Below are 19222 nucleotides of genomic sequence, written 5' to 3'. Positions count from 1 at the left end.
TAAGGTTATTATAGATAATTCCCTTCAAATAACACTACAAAATTTATAGGTTGGGTCGCAAATTAATATAAAATTTTATACTTTTGTAGTACGAATGCCACCTATATATAAGAAATACTTTAGCTAAATATTTCAATTTAAAAATGGAAATAGAAAGGGATTGATTTAAATGGTTAAATAAATTCTAATAGTCTTGATATTTCTTTATAAAACAAATCCTAAGTTATTTCAGCATCTAGCATTAATTTCTTTCTATTTTCTCAATAAAGTAAGGAGAGATGAAATAAATGAAAATTGATGGGTTACAAAAATTTATGAAATCTTTAAATAGAGCAGCTAACGGTCATTTAAAAAATGAAATGAAATTATGGCTAGAAGAAATTGGGCTGGATTTTTTAGATGTTGTAGAGGATGAAATTCGTCTAACTGAGATAACTGATATGAACCTTTTATTAAATGCCTTTGAGCGTGGTCATAGTGAAAATGTTTGGATTTCAAGAGAAGGTGGATTAACTTTAGAAATTGGAACTGATGTAGAGTACGCTCAACATATAAATGATGGATATTTTTATCAGGATTCTAAAAATTTAGTTAAACAAATTTGGATACCAGGTATACAAAAAGGTGATAGTTTTCAATACTTTCCCGAGTCAAATTTGGGTCTAATGTTTACAGTTAAATGGATGGATGGTCTTAATTATTGGGATATCTCGTTGTCCATGTTTAGAAAGATGTTTGCAAGTAATTTAGAAAAAAAATTAGTCCATTGGGTTTCTAAAAACGAAATAAAGTGAGGGATACATTGAATTCAGAAGTAAAGTTAATTGGAGAATTTTTAACTAAGAATTTAGATGTTCCAATTTATATAGATGAATTGGAACCTAATCATGAGATACCATCTATTTATATTCCTCAACCTTCAGTAACTAATGGTATTGATACGGTAAGCACATATAACCTATCGTATACACTCAACATTAAAGTTTTTCATACATCTTCTGTACACGCATTGGAAGAGACGGAAAAGTTAGCTGATGCAATAAGGAATAATCGTATGCTTATTACTATTGTAGATGGTACTGTACAATCAATTGGTAACTCTTTTATTATTCGTAATGTAGAAGTAAGAGGTTCTAATCAAAATTTTGCAAGCCTTATATTAAATTGGAGTAGTCGTTATCAATATACAAAACCAGAGTTTCCACCACTTAAAGGAGTGGGAATAAATAACGGAGTGAAAAGATGACAAAAGTCAAGAAGGTAGATTTAAAAGGTAATAAAAAGAAACAAAATGATGAATTCATAGAACAACATTTAACTAATGAATTTTACTTAAATGAATTAAGAGAGCACAGTCGAAGACTTTTTGGAATTAAGCCTGAAGTCATTGACGGTGCTCTTTTTAATATTAAAGGTAATCAGATAACAAAATCACAAGTGGAAAGATATATTCGATTATTTCTAACAAGGGAGGCTAACTAAATTATGAATGGTGGAACATTTACGCCTGGAGTAGAGAAAGAACGAGCAGGTATTTATTTTAACTTTAAATCTATTGCACAACAAAGAGTAGTATTAGGAGAACGAGGAATTGTTGCGTTACCTTTAGTTATGAATTGGGGAGAGGCCAAGACATTTTTCTCTATCTCTAACTTAGAAGATTTGCAACAGAAGGTAGGGCTAGGAATAGATGAGCCTAAATTATTATTACTACGAGAAGCAATGAAGAGAGCTAAGACAGTTATGCTTTATCGTTTAAATGAAGGTGAGGCAGCAAGAGCGGTTATTGGAGAAGAGTTCACTGCTATTGCTCAACATGGGGGTTCCAAGGGAAATGAAATTATTGTACAAGTGACGGAAAACGTTTTAGATACTGATAAAAAAGATATTGTAACTTATGTGGGTGTTAATGAAGTCGATCGCCAAATTATTACAACGATAGAAGAACTAAAGCCGAATCAATTTTTGAGATTTGAAGGTGAAGGTATTCCCGATTTTACTGCAGGAACTAGATTACTAGGTGGCTCTGATGGTATTGCTACTAACTCAGATTACATGAGCTTTTTAGAAGCAGCTGAAACAGAATACTTTGATGTAATTGCTCTTCCTGTAAAAGAGAATCAACAGCTTAAGGCGACTTTTGTATCCTATCTCAAGCGATTAAGGGAACAACAAGGTCAGAAAATTATTGGAGTATTATCTAATTATGCTGGAGACTATGAGGGAATTGTAAATGTCACAAATGGAGTTATGCTTGAAGATGGTACTGAAATTACAGCTGATAAAGCCACTGCCTGGGTTGCTGGCGCGTCTGCTGGTGCAACGTTTAATCAATCTTTAACTTTTTTAGAATATGAAGGAGCTACTAATGTAATTGAACGCTACGATAATGAAGAAATTATTGAACGATTAAAAAATGGTGAGTTTTTGTTCACATATGATGCACGTACTAAGACCGTATCAGTAGAGAAGGATATAAATTCTTTTGTTAGCTTTTCCTCAAATAAGAGTAATAAGATGGCCAAAAATAAAATCATACGTGTTTTAGATGCTGTAAATAATGATTTGACACATGAAATCAAGAAATTAATTAAACTTAGGAAAGAATCAGGGGCAGATATTCCCGCATCACAAGATGGAATGGCATATATAAAATCATTAATTAATCAATATATGATTACTTTACAAACATCAGGTGGGATTGAGAATTTTAATTCAGAAACAGATGTTGTGATTCGATTTAATGGTGATCGTGATGGGTTTTTAATTGATATAGCTATTCAACCAATTGATGCAGCTGAAAAATTCTATTTTACTGTGGAGGCGAGATAATTCATGTCAAAATTACGTGCTCAAAATACCATATCTGGTAAAGAGGGTCGACTTTTTCTCGATGGGGAAGAGATGGCTCATTTAAAAAATATAGAAGCAACAATAGAAAAAAATAAAGCCGCTATCCCTATTATGGGTCGAAGAATGGAAGGTCATAAAACAACAGGTGCAAGTGGAACAGGAAATACTACTTTCTATAAGGTAACTAGTCGATTTATTAAGATTATGTTGGAATATATAAAGAACGGTCAAGATTTATATTTTACAATGCAAGTAGTGATTGATGATCCTTCCTCTGACCGTGGAGTAGAGCGAGTAACTTTATATGACGTAAATTTTGATAGTGTAAAAGTTGCTGGTCTCGATGTTGAAGCGGAGGCATTAGAGGAAGAATTACCGTTCACTTTTGAAGATATTGATTTAGATAATGCTTTAAACGATACATTTTAATTAATGAGGCACATAAAAGTGCCTCTTATTTCTTATTAAAGGGAGAGAATTTTTAATGAATAAAAATAATGATAATAATCTAGAACAGTTTGTACAAGATATTTCTATTTTTATGCCTGGAAACTATGAAGAGCCTCAAGAAATGACGGCTGTAATATCTAAACGGTTTAAAAAAAATAACGAAGTAATTCCTTTTATCTTTAAGGCTATTTCAACAGACAGAATTGATGAGCTTGAGAAAGATTGTACGACTTTTAAAAATAAAAAAGGTGTTGGAAGAGTTAAAGATTTTGATGCTGCACGCTTTTCTGCAAGGATTGCGGTGGAGACAACGGTTTACCCTAATTTTAAAAGTAAAGAATTTACAAGTGCCTATAAGTCCCCAGATCCAATAGATATTGCAAAAACAGTTTTAAGTGTAGGTGGTGAATATACAAACTGGATTAATAAAGCAATGGAAGTGAACGGGTTTGATGAAGATTTAGATGAACTTCAGGAATTAGCAAAAAACTAATTGAGTCGGGGGAGAGGGATGCCGTTTATATGTATTATGCACTACATGAACTACATTACTCCCCTGCAGCTCTAGAAGAATTATATAAAGCACCGAAAAACTATAAAGCACTATTATATGGAATGATTGACCATAAGCTTGAAGTCATAGCAAAAGAATCAAAAAAGGCTGAAAAGAAAAGATAGGGAGGAGGGGATTAATGGCTCGTTTAACTGCAAGGTTTGATCTTGAGGATAGAATAACTAAGAAACTAAAAAGAATTAATGGTGAGTTAAATCGATTGGAATTTCGTCGAAAGAAATTAGAACGACCTTTTATCATTAGAATAGAAGATCGTGTAAGTATAGGCATGAAAAAAATCGAGAAGTATATGAACCAAAAAGCTTTACGATCTCATCAAATTATTATAAGAGTGCGAGATTTAGCCACAAAACAAATTCAACGTGTGAATGATTTTATTTTGAGAAGATTACCTAAAACACATGAATTAATTCTTAAAGCTATTGATAAAACTTCACCATTAATTACAAGATTACGTCAGAATTTAATCAATCGTTTTGGAAGGTACTATGAATTTGGAATTATTGCCAAGGATAGAGCTAGTAAAACAATGGAGCGTGTCTATCAATTTGCTAAAAGAAATCTTGCTAGAGGATTTACAGCACCTTTAATAGCTATAGATCGAATTAGTCAAACAGTTAGTCGTATCGCAGCAAGAGTACGTGCGACATTTTCCACAGGTTTCAATGTTCCTGTACGTCTCATTGATCAATTTACTCGTGCTGCAAAGGGGATTTATACATTTGCATCCACGTATCTTAATAAAGGTGTAAAACTAACCGTTAGACTAATAGATTTTGCTACTCAGCCTTTAAAGAAAATATCTAATTCAGCTACTAGTGTAATGAATGGCGGTGTTGTCGCTCCTCTTAAGATGGTAGCTAACAGACAAAATCAGACTACTTCGTTTGAAGCAATGTTAGGAAGTCGTGAGGCGGCAGATAAAAGGTTAGACGAATTAAGTTCATTTGCAAGACAAACACCGTTTACGAAAGATGAAATCTTTGAAGCTTCACACATGCTACAGATATCAACTGGAAATGCCTTATCTACACCTGATGGTTTAACATTAGTAGGAGATATTGCTACGGGAACACAAAAATCATTTAAAGATGTTTCGTTTTGGATGGGGCGTTTATACGATGATTTAGAATCTGGACATTCAATTGAAATGGCAACCACAGCATTACGAGATATGGGAGTTATTTCAGGAGAGTCAATGAAAAGGATTCAAAAGCTTGCTAAAAGCGGAGACGATATAGGTGATATATGGCCTAATGTGACAAGCGAATTTGATCGTTATAGTGGTACGATGTTAAATATGTCTAATAATATAGGTGTCTTATCTAAAGGTATTAAGGATTTATTTCAAGATAGCCTAATCATACCATGGGGTAAGGGGTTAAGTAATGCTTTTCAACCTGCTTTGGTAGCGTTTCGTGAGTGGACAAGTGAAAATAAAGATATAATTAATGAAATAGAAAAGCAAATTGAGAATGCTGGTGAGCACCTTGCTCAAGCTATTTTGAACCCAACTTCAAAAGTGTTTGAGTTTATTGGTGATCAGCTTCAAATCCTATTTGAACCAGATAGTAATTTAACATTTAAAGCCAGATGGGAAATCGTGTGGGATAATACTCAAGATGTTTTTAGTGAGTGGTGGAATAATGTAGGAGAACCTGGTCTTAATAATATGGCTAAAAATGGGGGGGATACCTACGGGGGAATTATCAATGGAATTATCAATGGATTATTAGGTGTTGATCATAATTCTACAGGTAATGGATTTATTGATATTGGCGCAACAGCAGGAAAACAATTTGTTGAAAGCTTTTTGGAAGCTCTTAATCCGGCAGATTTATTTAAGAAAATTGGGAAGAAGTTTCTTGAAATAAACTGGGGTGGATTTCAATCTTTATGGGGGAAATTAACAGGTAATGAAGAGTTAATTAATAAAGGTTCTATTGCTGGTGCTTTAATAGCGGATGCATTAGTGATTGGCTTAGTAGCAAAACTAATGAAAGCTTATCAACCAATAGGAAATGTTTTAAAGAAGGTTTTTAAAAAATCAAACCCAAAACAAAAGAAAAATCCAAGAAATGATAAGCGAAAAAGTAAAGGCAGAAATAGTTGGTTTGGATCATTTTGCAAGAATGATGGGAAAAGAAAAACCGTTAAAAACCCTGTTTATACAAATCCTTGTCTCAATAAGAAGAAAAAACCTAACTGGAATAAGTCAACTAAAAATAAGAAATCAGGTGGAAACCTAAGAAAAGTTGCTAGAAAAATCCCGTATTTAGGAGCAGTTTTAGGAGCAGGAACCATTTTAGCAGCCCCTAAAGAAGAAAGAGCAAAAGCAATAGGAAGTGTTGCTGGAGGTTTAGCTGGAGCTGCGGTAGGTGGAACAGTTGGTTCTTTTATACCAGGTGTGGGAACAGTAATTGGTGGATTAGCTGGAGGAATTGGCGGAGCTATTGGTGGAGAAAAGTTTGTCGATTGGCTCAATGATAATAATGTTTTTGAGAAAATAGAAGAAAAATGGACAGATACGATGGGAAGAATAAAAGGAATCTGGTCTGATTTAGAGGGTTGGTTTTCTAAAAAAATATGGGAACCGATAAAAGAGGGGTTTTCCTCAGTAACTGATTGGCTTTCTGATACGTGGGATAATGCCAAAGATTGGGTGAAAGGGAAATGGAGCACATTTAGTCAATGGTTCGATGAAAAGGTATGGAATCCGTTAAAGAATGTAGGGATTAATACCATGAATTTTTTTGTTGGGCTTTGGGCATACGCAGAAGAGTGGGTCACATCTATATGGAATTCGTTCTCTGATTGGTTTAATGAAGCTGTATGGACACCATTAAAGGAAGGGGTTACCTCAACAACCGATTGGCTCTCCGAAAAGTGGGATGCTGTAAGGGATTTGGTTATGGAGAAATGGTTATCCTTTAGTCAATGGTTTAATGAAACGGTATGGGAGCCTATAAAAGAACAAGTAGAATTGGTAACAGACTGGATTTCAGAGCGGTGGACTGCTGCTAAAGATTGGGTCATTGAACAGTGGGCTAATTTAAGTACATGGTTTAATGAAACGGTATGGGAGCCATTATTAGAAGATATTGATATTTTATTGACAACGCTTGGTACAGGCTTTCTTATGGCTTGGGAAGGTATAAAATTAATTTGGGGGCTCGTTAAAGAATGGTTTAATGTGAATATATGGGAACCGATTTCGCTTGATGTAGAAAACTTGACTAATTCTATAGGAGAATTTTTCTCAAATGGATGGAATTATGTGACGGAAGTATGGAACGATGTATCAGAATGGTTTAATGAAACGGTATGGACACCTATTGAAGAAGGAGTAGAGTCTGTTGGTGAAGGCATCCAAGGAGCGTTTGAATCGGCATGGGCAGTAGTTAAACCTATCTGGGATCAAATCATAGGCGCTTGGAATACGGTAAAAGGATGGGGAGACACCTTAAAAAGTTGGGGAGGAAATGTTGTTAAGTTTATAAGTAAAACTACTTCTCGTGGTGAAGAAATAACGGGTATAACCCCAGATAAAAATTATCGTGGTGGAGTTATTAATAGTAAAACTTTGAGCTGGATAGGTGAACAAGGCAGAGAATATATAATTCCTACTAATACTTATCGTGAACGAGGAAGAATGCTTCTAAAGCGTGCTGCAAATGAACTCGGTATGAGTGTACATGATAAAAGGGAAGGAAACCAATCTAGTAAAACAGTTTCTGAATCAAAAATGAGGTATATCCACAAGCAAGAGAGTGCTTCATCTAGTACAAATCCAGGAGATATTGTTGTCCATATTAATGGTGATAATTACTATTCCGATGATCAAGATTCAGAAAAAGTAACTCAAAAAGTTATAAAAGCAATCCAAGAGATTTTAGTGGAAGCCAACAACAACGGTATAGGGGGTGAGGTTTATGACTAAATCTGTTTACGAATTCTGGTTAAGTCAAGGAAAAGAGAAGCTTCGCCTTCCTGTATTACCAGAACAGTTAAATATTAAAAATATGTACCAAAATGAATCAGTAAAAGTGGCTAAGTTTGGCGATCTAACGGTCATGAATGTACCAGGAGCGAAGGAGATTTCCTTTGCTTCTTTTTTTCCGCTTAATTATTCAAGCATTTGTGAATATAGAAATATTCCTCATCCAGAAAGAGTCATTTCAATTGTAGAGGGATGGAGAAAAAGTAATAAGCCGATAAGGTTTATGATAACCAAGACTAAAATCAATTTAGAATGTAGCATTGAAACCTTTGATTACTTTGAAGGCGCAAAGGACATCGGTGATTGGGATTTTACGGTTACTTTAAAAGAATATAAGTTTGCAAAACCTAGACGCATTAAACAGCAAGTTAAGAAAAAAGTAACGACAACGACCAAACGGCCAAGTAAGCCGGCTCCTAAAACGTATACCGTAAAACGTGGCGATACACTATGGGCGATTGCTGTTAAAAATTATGGTAAGGGTACAGAATGGAAAAAAATTTGGAACGCTAACAAAGCTGCCTTAATTAAACGGGATAGTCGAAATAACAGACAACCAGGTCACTGGATTCATATTGGCTTTAAATTAGTAATCCCAAAATAGGTGATGAAATGATTGAAATATGGAACATAAAAACCAATGAACATCTTGAGTTAGTTACGTCTGAAGTAGTTTGGGAAGGACAACGTTTTTCAGCTGCTCGTAAGATTTCTGTTGAAATTGTCATTAGGCAAGGAACACAAACCTACCACAGTGTTGAAGAGGGAGACACCGTTCTCTTCAAATGGAGAGGAAAAGAGTTGTTTAGAGGAACTGTTTTTTCTAGAGTCCCTGACGAAAGTACGGTGTCTTTTATTGCTTATGATATGCTTCGTTATTTAACTGGAAACCAAGATGTCTACGTGTTTTCTAATCAACGAGCTGATCAAATTACGCGACGCATTTGTAATGATTTTCAAATTCCAATGACAACGATTTCCCATACTGGCTTCGTCATAAAATCTCTACTTTTTAAGAATGATACCAATCTATATGACATTATTCTAAAAGCTCTAAGTGAGACTAGAAGCCAAACAGGGAATATCTATCAGCTTTATTCTAGTAAGGGAAAGTTAGGTTTAAGGGCTTGGCCAAATCCAAGTGAAATTTGGGTTTTAGAAACTGGTGACAAAGAGAGTGCCAATATCACTTCATATGATTATTCTACGAGTATCGATGAAGATACTGCTACAAAAGTTAAACTGAGAATGCAAAAAGAGGATAAGACTTACACAGCAGTTGCTAATGATTCTGCTGGTCGAAATAAATATGGTATTTTGCAATATACCGAAACGGTGACAGAAGATTTGAACCAAGCACAGCTCCAACAACGAGCAAACGTACGACAATCTCAACGTCGCGGAGTAAAAAGAAAATTAAGTAGTATTCAAGCCATTGGGATTGATGAAGTTCAAAGCGGTTTACCGGTAAGAGTCATTATACCTGAAATTTCCGTGAACCAAAACTATTGGGTAGATAAAGACATTCATACATTTCGTGGCAATACCCATACAATGGTACTTAATGTCATTAGGACTAATGCTATTCCGGAGGGTAGCGCATGAGTATAACCAATGAATTAAAAACATTTATTGGTAGGTACCATCAATCAATAAGCCCATTAGAGCTTGTACCTGCCGAAGTTATAACCGTAAATCCATTGTCTATTCGATTAGGTGATCATCAAAAGCTTGTCATTCCTCATTCTCTTATTACGATCGCTCAACATTTAAGGGAGCATACAAGATTAATTAGGGTTGATGGTGAAGATAAACAAATGCGTTTTTACAATGACTTATCTCCTGGTAACCGTGTCATGGTCGCTGTTTTGCAAGGCGGCCAATCTATTTTTGTGATCGATAAAATTTAGAAAGGAGTGAGAAATATGCTATCACCAGAAGTTGAAATTTCAGAAACAGTAGAAGGAGAAGAGTTTATTGAGCCTTCTAATACTTATGCGATTGACTTTGTAAATGGACGAATAGAGTCCAATCATATAAGTGGATTAGAGGCTATCAAACAATTTGTGTATATGGTATTACGAACAGCACGTTATGCTTATCCTATTTATAGTCATGATATAGGAAATGAACTGGAAGAAACTTTAGCTGATAAGGAAACTACTGACGTTTACAAAGAAATGGAGATTCCAAGGTTAATAGAAGAGTCGCTCATTTATGATGAAAGAATTATAAGTGTACAAGATTTTGCAATCATCAAACGTGAAGATGCTTTTTATGTTTCTTTTGTAGTAGAAACAGACGAAGGATCGATTGAATTAGAAGAGGTGATAAATGTTGCTTAAAGAGATGAATTTTCAGCAAGCGAAAGCCTTTTTTGAGTCACAAACGTTTGAAGCTATTATGGAGAGAATGTTAGAGCGTATACCAGATAACTTAGATAAGCGCGAGAATAGCGTTATTTGGAATGCTTTATCACCTGCAGCTGCAGAGTTAGCTCAATCATATATTTGGATTGAAAATATTTTTGACCAAGCATTTGCGGATACCGCACAAGGGGAATTTTTAGAAAAACGAGCCATTGAAGCAGGTATAGAACGCCAACCTGCAACTAAGGCTGTTTGGCAAGGGTTATTTAATATTGATATCGCACCTGGCACACGTTTCTATGCGGAGGCATTATACTTTGTTGCGTTAACCAATAATCAAATACAATGTGAGACAGCAGGAGAAGAAGGAAATAGGCATCTATTGGGCCAATTACTACAACCTCTTGATACGATTCCCAATTTAACAATTGCAGAGATTGGTGACCAATTAATTCCTGCTAGAGATGCAGAAGAAGATTCCTCGCTTTATCAACGTTACTTAGTGAGAGTAAGACGTGAAGCGGTCAGTGGCAATAAAGAACATTATCGTCAATGGGCGGAGGAAGTGGACGGAGTTGGACGAGCGCGTGTATTTCCACTGTCAAATGGAAATGGAACTGTAAAAATCGTCATCATTAATGCAAATATGCAACCGGCATCTCAAGCATTACTTGATTCCGTTAGAAATTATATTGATCCTATGCCAGGACAAGGGGAAGGACAAGCCCCGATCGGAGCTACTTTGACAGTAGAAAGTGCTGTATACAAACAGGTTCAAATTACCGCTGACGTGTTACCTGTGACAGGTAGAACCGTTGATGATGTAAAAAGAGAGGTAGAGTATGAGCTTCAAAGCTTTTTTAGGCGTATTGCTTTTGAAGAAAATGTCGTTAGACTCAGTCAGATTATGAACATTCTTTATCATGCACAATCAGTTAGTGATTATAGCAATGTTCTCATTAATGGTGTTGCTGATAACCTGGAGTTACTAGAAACAGAAATTCCTCTTCTTCAGGAGGTCATCATTCATGAGCAAAATTGAGGAAATGTCGAGCTATCTTCCATTATTTTTAACTGAACTAAGAGAAATGAAGGAAATTTTATTAAGCGAAGCACCAGAAATTGAAAATCAGCAGCACCTCATTTTTGATACGTTGGATCAATTCTTTATTTCGACTGCTACTTGGTCATTAAATCGTTGGGAACACAAATTAAATGTTGAAAGGATAGCCAACGATACAATCGAGAACAGAAGGGCTAGGTGTCTTAATAAGACATCTAATATTCCACCGGTTACTTATCGCTCTCTAGAAAGGGCGGTGAATCGATTTCTAAAGAATCCTTCAGCTTTTATCAGGTTAGTTCCTGAAGATTATCAGTTAAATGTGGACATGAATATGGATGACATGCAGTACATCGATATGATAGTGGAAGTTTTAGAAAGCATGAAGCCAGCGCATTTAGTATACACGTTGAGAGCAGCATTAAATAACAGTATTAAGATACAAAATGAAGTAATTATTAATTTTCGTAGATATAGAAGAGTTAGAGAGATGAGGGTAGGGTTATCGGTTACACGTGATAATAATGAGGTGATTTTGCGATGAATCAAGCCTATTTAGAAAGAGTGGCTATTGATTTATATGAACGCTTAAAAAGTGTCCAATTGAACGAAGAGGATGTTCAAATTATTTCTAAAGTTAGAGAAGGGCGAAAGATTACGATTTTAACCCAAAGAGCAGAAGGTGCTACACAAGTAAGAAACATAAAGGTCTTAGATGAAAATGGAGATGTCATTACAGAAAGAAGTTCTGTATTGGATGTCAGCCAAAACCGTTCATTAGATTTTAGATTTACATTCGAGGTGATTTAAATATGTCCGATTACAATGCCAAAACAAATTGGTTACCAGACGATCCGATAACAGAACAAGATTATAATCGAATCGAACAGGGAATAAAAGATTCCCATGATAACCTTAATCAATTTAAAAATCAAAGAAATAATCCCCATCAAGTAACCAAAAACCAAGTTGGATTAAGCAATGTTGATAACGTGAAGCAAGCACCAAAGAGTGATTTCGATAACCATGCTAATAATATTGACAATCCGCATAATGTTACAAAAAATCAAGTTGGTTTAAGTAATGTTCCAAATAACGCTGTAGCGAGTCAAGCTGAAGCAAAATCAGGGAGTTCTAATAGTAGATTTATGACTCCTTTGAGAGTAGCTGAAGCTATTCAATCTTTGGCTACTAGTGAAAAGTTAAATGTCTTACCAAGAGGACATTTTGATGGAAATGAACCTGCTAATAGTTACCCTACAGGTGTGAGTGTGATGTATAGCGGTGACGCTCTTGAATCTGTAGGATTCCCTGATGCATGGTGTGTTATTACCACATATAAATCAACTAGTTCATCTGCTCAGTTAGCTATGCCTGTGACCAATACTAGAAATCAGGGACATTTACACGTAAGAACTCAAACGTCTTCTGGTGTATGGACAGCTTGGACACAAACTGAAACTGAAGCAGGTGCTCAAGAGAAGGTGAATGTACATGCTAATTTAACTAATAACCCACATAATGTAACAAAAGCCCAAGTAGGATTAGGAAGCGTACCGAATCATGGATTGGCTTCCCAAGCACAGGCAGAAGAAGGAACTGTTAATACAGCTCTTATGACGCCACTTAGGACCTCTCAAGCCATTACATCTAAAGCGACAACAGCTAACATAAATCGACTACCTAACTTTTCAAAAAATGCTAATGATGCCCCAGCGAGCTATCCAGTAGGAATTAGTGCTGTGTTCGTTCAAGCATCTGATGGATGGTTTAGTTTTGGTACCATCATTACTACTAGAACATATGTTAATGATGGTTCAGTTTTCCAACAATATATCCCTTATAATGCTTCTTATGGAGGAAGTAAAGTTAAGTTTAGAATGGGGTTATTTGCTAGTGGTGGTTCACCGAATGCTGGTGGTTGGACCTCATGGAAAGATATGCTTGATTCAGATGATTTTGCTAATCAACCCGAAGCTTCAGCAGGTTCGAATAACAGTAAAGTTATGACCCCACTTCGAGTAGCTCAAGCGATTATATCTCAAGCACAAAAACATAAAGTAACGAATGATAATGGAGTTGGGCTATCTCTAAGTAATGGTCATGACTTAAATATAGTATACGATACGGGATTTTATCGAGTCCAAGCGCCTCTAAATTTACCGAGCGATCTATTATCAACTAGTTGGGTGTACATGATGGTTATTAAGCAAGGATTAACGGAGTGCATGCAAATGTTAATACCATTTAACTCAACAGATGTATACACAAGGTCATCAAGCTCTAACGGATTATGGCGACCTTGGAAAAGACTTTTAAGCATGAATGACTTAGATTCTATGATGCTTTCCTCAAGTCCAGCGATTAATACGAGTACCGTAAAATTATTAAATACACAAAACCTAATAGGTGAAGGAAATACATCCATCATCGTTATTGTTTGTCGTGCGGATGCGTATAGTAGAACCGTAGGAGCGATTACAGGAGTCCGTAGTAGCTCTAGTAATAATACTGTAGGTCAATATTTTGTGACTGGCGGTAGGGGTACTTCTGATAATGATAATATCGGTTTATCTGTTATCACCCAAGAAATGCAAAGAGGGGGGACAAGTCTTGTTAAGATTACTTATAATGGTAACCCTTACTTAGGGTTTCTTATTGAGCGGGGAGAGTTTTCAGGCTATGACTATATGTATTTTAGGGGGGAGTCAATACACCCGGAAGATTTAAAAGCAGTTCGTGGAAATGACCCGAAGGTAACGTCTGTTACCCCTTATAGTGGAGGGAATGCCGTCGATATAGGGATTTTAGGTGCAGGACTCAATGTTGATGGTAGAAATGCTGTAACTGAAAGTAGAACAATAGCAACTGGGAACGGTTTAACTGGTGGTGGAAGCTTAGCATCAAATAGAACTTTAAATGTCGACTTTGCTAGTATTTCAGAAGTAGTTAATGGAGCTTCTAATAATAAATCAATAACTCCAATGAATTTAAGAGAAGCTTTCTCACCAAAAATAGAATGGACATCTACTAGGATGCCTGAATCTTATCCTACAGGTATGACAGTAGAAAGAGCTGAAAGAGAAAGACCTTCAAATGGTTGGGCTGGTTCAGTTATTACAGTTAAAAATATTGAATCAAATACAGCTGCTCACCAAATGTTTTATCCAACAGGAAGTAGCTGGTCTGCTTTAATGGTAAGATATGCATCCGGTACAACTGATGGTTGGGGAGAATGGAATAGGTTAATTAATGAGGGTGATACTTCTATTACTAGACCATCTTTAAGTAATGGCTGGACAGGTGACTTAGAAATTTCAAAGGATCCAGTTGGTAATGTTTCAATAATTGGAAGGATATCAGGTGGAGGTAATAATACAATTGCTTTTACATTACCGAGTGCTTTTAGACCGTATTCCATGTCTGGAGTAGCAGTTAATAGAGGATTTTTAGTTAATATGGATGATGGCATTGGTACGTTAACAATAAGTAACACTGGGAGCTGTAGAATTATAAGAAGAACTGGATCTGGTCATCCAGGAGATACTAATTTTATGATTCAATTTAAAGCTCAAGTTTTATATTAATAGGAGGATAGAAACATGAAAGAGTTAAAAACAGGGTTAAGATTTAATTCTAAAGGTGAAATTATTGAACAAATTCTTATTGATGAATCAGATTTAGACAGACCTTTACCACCTAATGTAACATTAGTACCTTTGCCTGAACCTAACTGGAAACCAATCTTTGATAAAGACAAAAATGAATGGGTAGAAACTATAACAGAAGAAGAATTAAATGAATTAAATTCCCCACTAAATGTTCCAGGACCATTGGAATTACTTGCGCAACAAAATACAGATTTAGAAATTCAAAGTATGGAGCAAGGTCAACAAATTACAGATATGCATATTGAACAAATGATACAGGGTCAAATTCAGACAGATATGGAATTAAGGTTATTGATGTTGGAGGTGAATTAGATGTTTCATTCATTAAAAGAACGTTACGAAAAAAATTGGTGCCGCAAAGACCAGTTAGTCCGCTTTGTACAGTTAGGTGCTATTACAGCCGTTGAATACAAATTAATTACAAATGAAGAATATCAAGATTAAACACCTAAAAGGGTGTTTTTATTTTGGATAAAAAGGAGGGATAGTATGCTGCAGGAGGTAAGTGGTATGGCTCAAACACAAAAAGAATTATTAAAATTAGAAAATAATTTTAAAGTTATTGAAAAAGATGTTAGAGATTTGCAACGAGAAATTATTAGACATGATGAGCAAATTTCAGTGATTAATAAAATGTTAGATAGTATAGCTGATGATACTAAATGGATTAAAAGAACTATATCAACAGCTATTATAGGAGCAATTTGTACCGGTGTTTTAGGTGGTGCAATTGCTCTATTTTATGCCAATTTATAAGGAGGTACTTGCATGGATAAAGGAACATTTATAAGGACAATCGTTTTATTATTAGCTTTAGTTAACCAAATCCTTACAAGTTTCGGTTTGACTCCAGTCCCAGGAGATGAAGTGGTGTGGTATGAAATCATTAGTACAATCGTTACAGCAATTGCTGCGTCAATCGCTTGGTTCAATAATAACTATGTGACGGAAAAAGGGAAAAAACAAAAAGAAGTTTTACAAGAACAAGGGTTAATCAAGGTGGTAAAATATGAGCAAAATACTTGATATTCGTAAACATACACACGGCGGCTTTTCTAAAAGGGTATTAACTCGTATCACATCAATTGCTCGTCACCATTCCGCTACAAAGGGCGGTGACTACTTTTCTTTTTGGACTGGTCGTTGGAGGGGTTTAGGATGGAAAACGGGTGGTTATCATGAAATAATTCTACCAGATGGTAAAGTACAACTGTGCTATGATCCGAATGTTATAACAAACGGAATATCTAATCACAACAACAATACCTATCATATTTGTTTGGTAGGTAATGGGGATTTTACGGATGAGCAAGAAGAAGCATGGATTGAAAGAGTCGAATATAATATGAAACGTTTTAATTTAGGAATTGCTAATGTGAAAGGCCATAGAGAATACTCTGGCGCAAATACTTTATGTCCGGGAATTGATATGAATACAGTAAGGCAGCAGTTAAACTCTAGTACCCAAATGCCTCCTCCTCCAAAAACTGCAGGTACAAAGTTTAACAATCCTACACCTACCTTAAAAAAAGGTTCGAGAGGTAAAGCTGTGGGAACTATGCAGAAACGTTTAATTGCTCATGGTTTTCCTTTACCGGTATTTGGGGCAGATAACCATTTTGGAGAGGAAACACACAAAACGGTTTTAGCCTTTCAACGAGCAAAAGGATTAACACAGGATGGAATCGTCGGTTCTAAAACATGGGCAGAACTGAACATGCAACGGGAGTCTAAATTTAAATATAATCGTTTACTTCGATTGACTCGTCCAAATATACGGGGTGAAGATGTAAGAGCGGTACAACGTAAATTGGGAATTAAAGCAGATGGTATCTTTGGACCAATAACAGAAAAAGCAGTACGTGACTATCAACAGAATAATAACCTTATTGTTGATGGTATAGTGGGACAGAATACGTGGGCTTATTTATTTAAAATATAAAATTACTTATTTTCTAATAAGTTATATTAAGTGAATTGCATATATGTTCGTTTACATTGTCTTTTTCTCCTTTACTAGTCACCTGCCCAAAGCAAATTTAGACGAATGCATATACTGATACCATTGAAGGAGGTAGATCACGATGAATAATCAAGAAAATCAGCATTATACATGGTATCCGCACCAACAACAGGTATCCGTTGACCATTCAATGGTAAGAAGACCATGGGGAGGTCGTCCGGGTTGGGGAGGGAGACCTGGATGGGGAGGAAGACCTGGCTTCGGCTTTGGTGGTCCCTTTGTAGGTGGTTTTTTAGGAGGATTAGCGGCGAACGCTTTATTCCCTGGATATGGCTATCCATACCCTTATCCATATCCACCTCCATACTATCCACCTTACTATTATTAATTTCGTTTTCATTGAATAACGACAATTAATGCCATGTAGTCTTGCAAAATGATTCATTGGGTAGTATATTAGACGTAACATCATAAAGTTGGTTAGAGAATAAGAGAGACCACACTACACATAAGGAGCCTTCCTTTGTGTTTAGTGTGGTCTTTTTTTGCCAATATGGGAGGCGAAGAGCATGAATTTTTCAAGTAATAGTCGAAAGTCCATATTAGAAGAAATGAGTCAGAATAGCTTAGATGTTATGATTATCGGTGGTGGAATTACGGGGGCAGGGATTGCACTTGATGCCAGTACAAGAGGGATGAAAGTTGGCCTTATTGAAATGCAAGATTTTGCTGCGGGAACGTCAAGTCGTTCAACAAAGCTTGTTCATGGAGGTTTACGTTATTTAAAGCAATTAGAAATTGGACTTGTAGCAGAGGTAGGCAAGGAAAGAGCGATTGTATATGAAAATGGCCCACATGTCACGACACCTGAATGGATGCTTTTACCTTTTCATGAGGGGGGGAACTTTGGAAAGTTTACAACCTCATTGGGGTTAAGAGTGTATGATTTTTTAGCGGGAGTAAAGAAAAAGGAAAGAAGAAAGATGCTCTCCATAAATGAGACTTTACAAAAAGAGCCACTTGTAAAAAAAGAAGGGTTAAAGGGCGGCGGCTACTATGTAGAGTATCGTACCGATGATGCTAGGCTGACGATTGAGGTTCTGAAGGAAGCAATTCGTTTCGGTGCTCTTGCTGCTAATTATGCAAAGGTAGAAGGCTTACTTTATGAGGAAGGTCGAGTAAAGGGTGTCGTCGTAAGGGATTTACTAACAGGTGAGAAAATCGAAATTTTTGCTAAAAAAGTGATTAATGCAGCTGGCCCATGGGTCGATCAGATTCGTGAGTTAGACCATTCAAAAAAAGGAAAGCAGTTAAAGCTCTCAAAAGGTGTTCATATCGTTTTAGACCAATCAAAATTTCCTTTAAAACAAGCTGTTTACTTTGATACACCTGATGGGCGAATGGTTTTTGCGATACCTCGTGGGGGAAAAACATATGTTGGTACAACCGATACTTTTTATAACGGAGATACTTCTAATCCAACGATGGAACAGGATGACCGTATTTATATTTTAAATAGTATTCATTACATGTTTCCTTCTTTATCGATTGATGAATCAGATGTGGAATCAAGCTGGGCAGGAGTAAGGCCGTTGATTTACGAGGAAGGGAAAAAAGAATCTGAAATCTCTAGAAAGGATGAAATTTGGCAGTCGGAATCAGGGCTAATCTCGATAGCAGGTGGTAAACTAACAGGATATAGGAAAATGGCTGAATTAACTATTAATTTAGTGGCTGATTTATTAGAAAAGGAACATAATATCCTGTATTCGGGATGTCAAACGAAGAAATTGCCGATTTCTGGAGGAGATGTAGGTGGCTCAGCAGGGTATCCCGCTTTTATTGAAAAGCAGGTAGAGCAAGGAATGGTCTTAGGACTGACGAAAGAGAGTAGTGAGAAGCTAGTTAGACTTTATGGTTCAAATATTGAGCGAGTCTTTTCATACAGCAAAGATTGGCACGAGGGTGAAAAGCATAATCTTGACTTAGATATCTATATGCAGCTGTGTTATGGAATAGAAAATGAGATGGTCGTGAAGCCGATAGATTTCTTTATAAACCGAACAGGCTCCTTGTTTTTTGATATCGATTGGGTTAAGAGGTGGTCGGAGCACGTTATCATATTTATGGGTGTTACACTAAAATGGAATGAACAAGAGAAGGCTCTATATAAGCAAGAGTTATTAGATAGAATAAAGGCTGCTGAGAAGCCTACTGATTTATAAAAAAGCATAATATTCCATTTTAACAAACTTTTTTAACTATTTGTTAAATAAATA

23 protein-coding genes are annotated in these 19222 nt (G+C 36.0%); all 23 read left to right on the top strand.

Features of this window, described 5'->3' with window-relative positions:
- The first annotated feature begins 287 nt into the window (after positions 1 to 287).
- Positions 288 to 794 carry an HK97 gp10 family phage protein gene (locus AZF04_RS04220; RefSeq protein ID WP_061947707.1) on the top strand — a complete coding sequence of 169 codons (507 nt, stop codon included), beginning with the start codon at positions 288 to 290 and terminating at the stop codon, positions 792 to 794.
- Positions 795 to 802: 8 nt separating this feature from the next.
- Positions 803 to 1246 (top strand): hypothetical protein, encoded by a 444-nt coding sequence (locus AZF04_RS04215; protein ID WP_061947706.1) that lies wholly within the window; start codon positions 803 to 805, stop codon positions 1244 to 1246.
- Positions 1243 to 1482 carry a hypothetical protein gene (locus AZF04_RS04210; protein WP_235599923.1) on the top strand — a complete coding sequence of 80 codons (240 nt, stop codon included), beginning with the start codon at positions 1243 to 1245 and terminating at the stop codon, positions 1480 to 1482. The genes AZF04_RS04215 and AZF04_RS04210 overlap by 4 nt, the downstream gene beginning before the upstream one ends.
- A 3-nt stretch (positions 1483 to 1485) precedes the next feature.
- Entirely contained in the window at positions 1486 to 2832 is a 1347-nt protein-coding gene (locus AZF04_RS04205; protein ID WP_061947705.1) for a phage tail sheath family protein, read from the top strand.
- A 3-nt stretch (positions 2833 to 2835) separates the two neighbouring features.
- Positions 2836 to 3282, top strand: a complete 447-nt coding sequence (locus tag AZF04_RS04200) for a phage tail tube protein (RefSeq protein WP_061947704.1) — start codon at positions 2836 to 2838, stop codon at positions 3280 to 3282.
- 55 nt (positions 3283 to 3337) lie between these two features.
- The gene (locus AZF04_RS04195; protein ID WP_061947703.1) at positions 3338 to 3796 is read left to right on the top strand and encodes a phage tail assembly chaperone; all 459 of its coding nucleotides are present in this window, start codon (positions 3338 to 3340) and stop codon (positions 3794 to 3796) included.
- 29 nt (positions 3797 to 3825) lie between these two features.
- Complete coding sequence (locus AZF04_RS21375) at positions 3826 to 3981, top strand: hypothetical protein (RefSeq protein WP_169802514.1); 156 nt, start codon at positions 3826 to 3828, stop codon at positions 3979 to 3981.
- A gap of 14 nt (positions 3982 to 3995) precedes the next feature.
- Positions 3996 to 7817 (top strand): phage tail protein, encoded by a 3822-nt coding sequence (locus tag AZF04_RS04190; protein WP_061947702.1) that lies wholly within the window; start codon positions 3996 to 3998, stop codon positions 7815 to 7817.
- Entirely contained in the window at positions 7810 to 8481 is a 672-nt protein-coding gene (locus AZF04_RS04185) for a LysM peptidoglycan-binding domain-containing protein (RefSeq protein WP_061947701.1), read from the top strand. Before AZF04_RS04190 ends, AZF04_RS04185 begins: the two co-directional genes overlap by 8 nt.
- 8 nt (positions 8482 to 8489) lie before the next feature.
- Positions 8490 to 9482: an XkdQ/YqbQ family protein gene (locus AZF04_RS04180; RefSeq protein ID WP_061947700.1), complete on the top strand. Its 993-nt coding sequence runs from the start codon at positions 8490 to 8492 to the stop codon at positions 9480 to 9482.
- The gene (locus AZF04_RS04175; protein WP_061947699.1) at positions 9479 to 9787 is read left to right on the top strand and encodes a DUF2577 family protein; all 309 of its coding nucleotides are present in this window, start codon (positions 9479 to 9481) and stop codon (positions 9785 to 9787) included. The genes AZF04_RS04180 and AZF04_RS04175 overlap by 4 nt, the downstream gene beginning before the upstream one ends.
- Before the next feature lie 15 nt (positions 9788 to 9802).
- Positions 9803 to 10222 carry a DUF2634 domain-containing protein gene (locus AZF04_RS04170; protein WP_061947698.1) on the top strand — a complete coding sequence of 140 codons (420 nt, stop codon included), beginning with the start codon at positions 9803 to 9805 and terminating at the stop codon, positions 10220 to 10222.
- Entirely contained in the window at positions 10212 to 11288 is a 1077-nt protein-coding gene (locus AZF04_RS04165) for a baseplate J/gp47 family protein (protein ID WP_235599922.1), read from the top strand. The genes AZF04_RS04170 and AZF04_RS04165 overlap by 11 nt, the downstream gene beginning before the upstream one ends.
- Entirely contained in the window at positions 11275 to 11853 is a 579-nt protein-coding gene (locus tag AZF04_RS04160; RefSeq protein ID WP_061947697.1) for a putative phage tail protein, read from the top strand. Before AZF04_RS04165 ends, AZF04_RS04160 begins: the two co-directional genes overlap by 14 nt.
- Positions 11850 to 12119 (top strand): hypothetical protein, encoded by a 270-nt coding sequence (locus AZF04_RS04155; protein WP_061947696.1) that lies wholly within the window; start codon positions 11850 to 11852, stop codon positions 12117 to 12119. The genes AZF04_RS04160 and AZF04_RS04155 overlap by 4 nt, the downstream gene beginning before the upstream one ends.
- 2 nt (positions 12120 to 12121) lie before the next feature.
- Complete coding sequence (locus tag AZF04_RS04150) at positions 12122 to 14896, top strand: pyocin knob domain-containing protein (protein ID WP_061947695.1); 2775 nt, start codon at positions 12122 to 12124, stop codon at positions 14894 to 14896.
- Positions 14897 to 14911: 15 nt separating this feature from the next.
- Positions 14912 to 15292 (top strand): hypothetical protein, encoded by a 381-nt coding sequence (locus AZF04_RS04145; RefSeq protein ID WP_061947694.1) that lies wholly within the window; start codon positions 14912 to 14914, stop codon positions 15290 to 15292.
- Entirely contained in the window at positions 15293 to 15424 is a 132-nt protein-coding gene (locus tag AZF04_RS20525; RefSeq protein WP_082795304.1) for an XkdX family protein, read from the top strand.
- A 66-nt stretch (positions 15425 to 15490) separates the two neighbouring features.
- The gene (locus tag AZF04_RS04140; protein ID WP_235599921.1) at positions 15491 to 15736 is read left to right on the top strand and encodes a hemolysin XhlA family protein; all 246 of its coding nucleotides are present in this window, start codon (positions 15491 to 15493) and stop codon (positions 15734 to 15736) included.
- 12 nt (positions 15737 to 15748) lie between these two features.
- Positions 15749 to 16006, top strand: coding sequence for a phage holin (locus AZF04_RS04135; RefSeq protein WP_061947692.1), 258 nt, complete (start codon positions 15749 to 15751; stop codon positions 16004 to 16006).
- Complete coding sequence (locus AZF04_RS04130) at positions 15990 to 16922, top strand: peptidoglycan recognition protein family protein (protein ID WP_061947691.1); 933 nt, start codon at positions 15990 to 15992, stop codon at positions 16920 to 16922. Before AZF04_RS04135 ends, AZF04_RS04130 begins: the two co-directional genes overlap by 17 nt.
- 211 nt (positions 16923 to 17133) lie before the next feature.
- Entirely contained in the window at positions 17134 to 17331 is a 198-nt protein-coding gene (locus tag AZF04_RS04125; protein ID WP_045486893.1) for a hypothetical protein, read from the top strand.
- A 181-nt stretch (positions 17332 to 17512) separates the two neighbouring features.
- On the top strand, positions 17513 to 19168 hold the full coding sequence (locus AZF04_RS04120; RefSeq protein ID WP_061947690.1) for a glycerol-3-phosphate dehydrogenase/oxidase: 1656 nt from the start codon (positions 17513 to 17515) through the stop codon (positions 19166 to 19168).
- Positions 19169 to 19222 lie beyond the last annotated feature (54 nt).

The organism is Alkalihalobacillus trypoxylicola (genome assembly GCF_001590785.1).
Lineage (GTDB): Bacteria > Bacillota > Bacilli > Bacillales > Bacillaceae_D > Alkalihalobacillus > Alkalihalobacillus trypoxylicola.
Note: the sequence above shows the minus strand (reverse complement) of the source record. Positions and strands in the feature narration are given on the sequence as shown.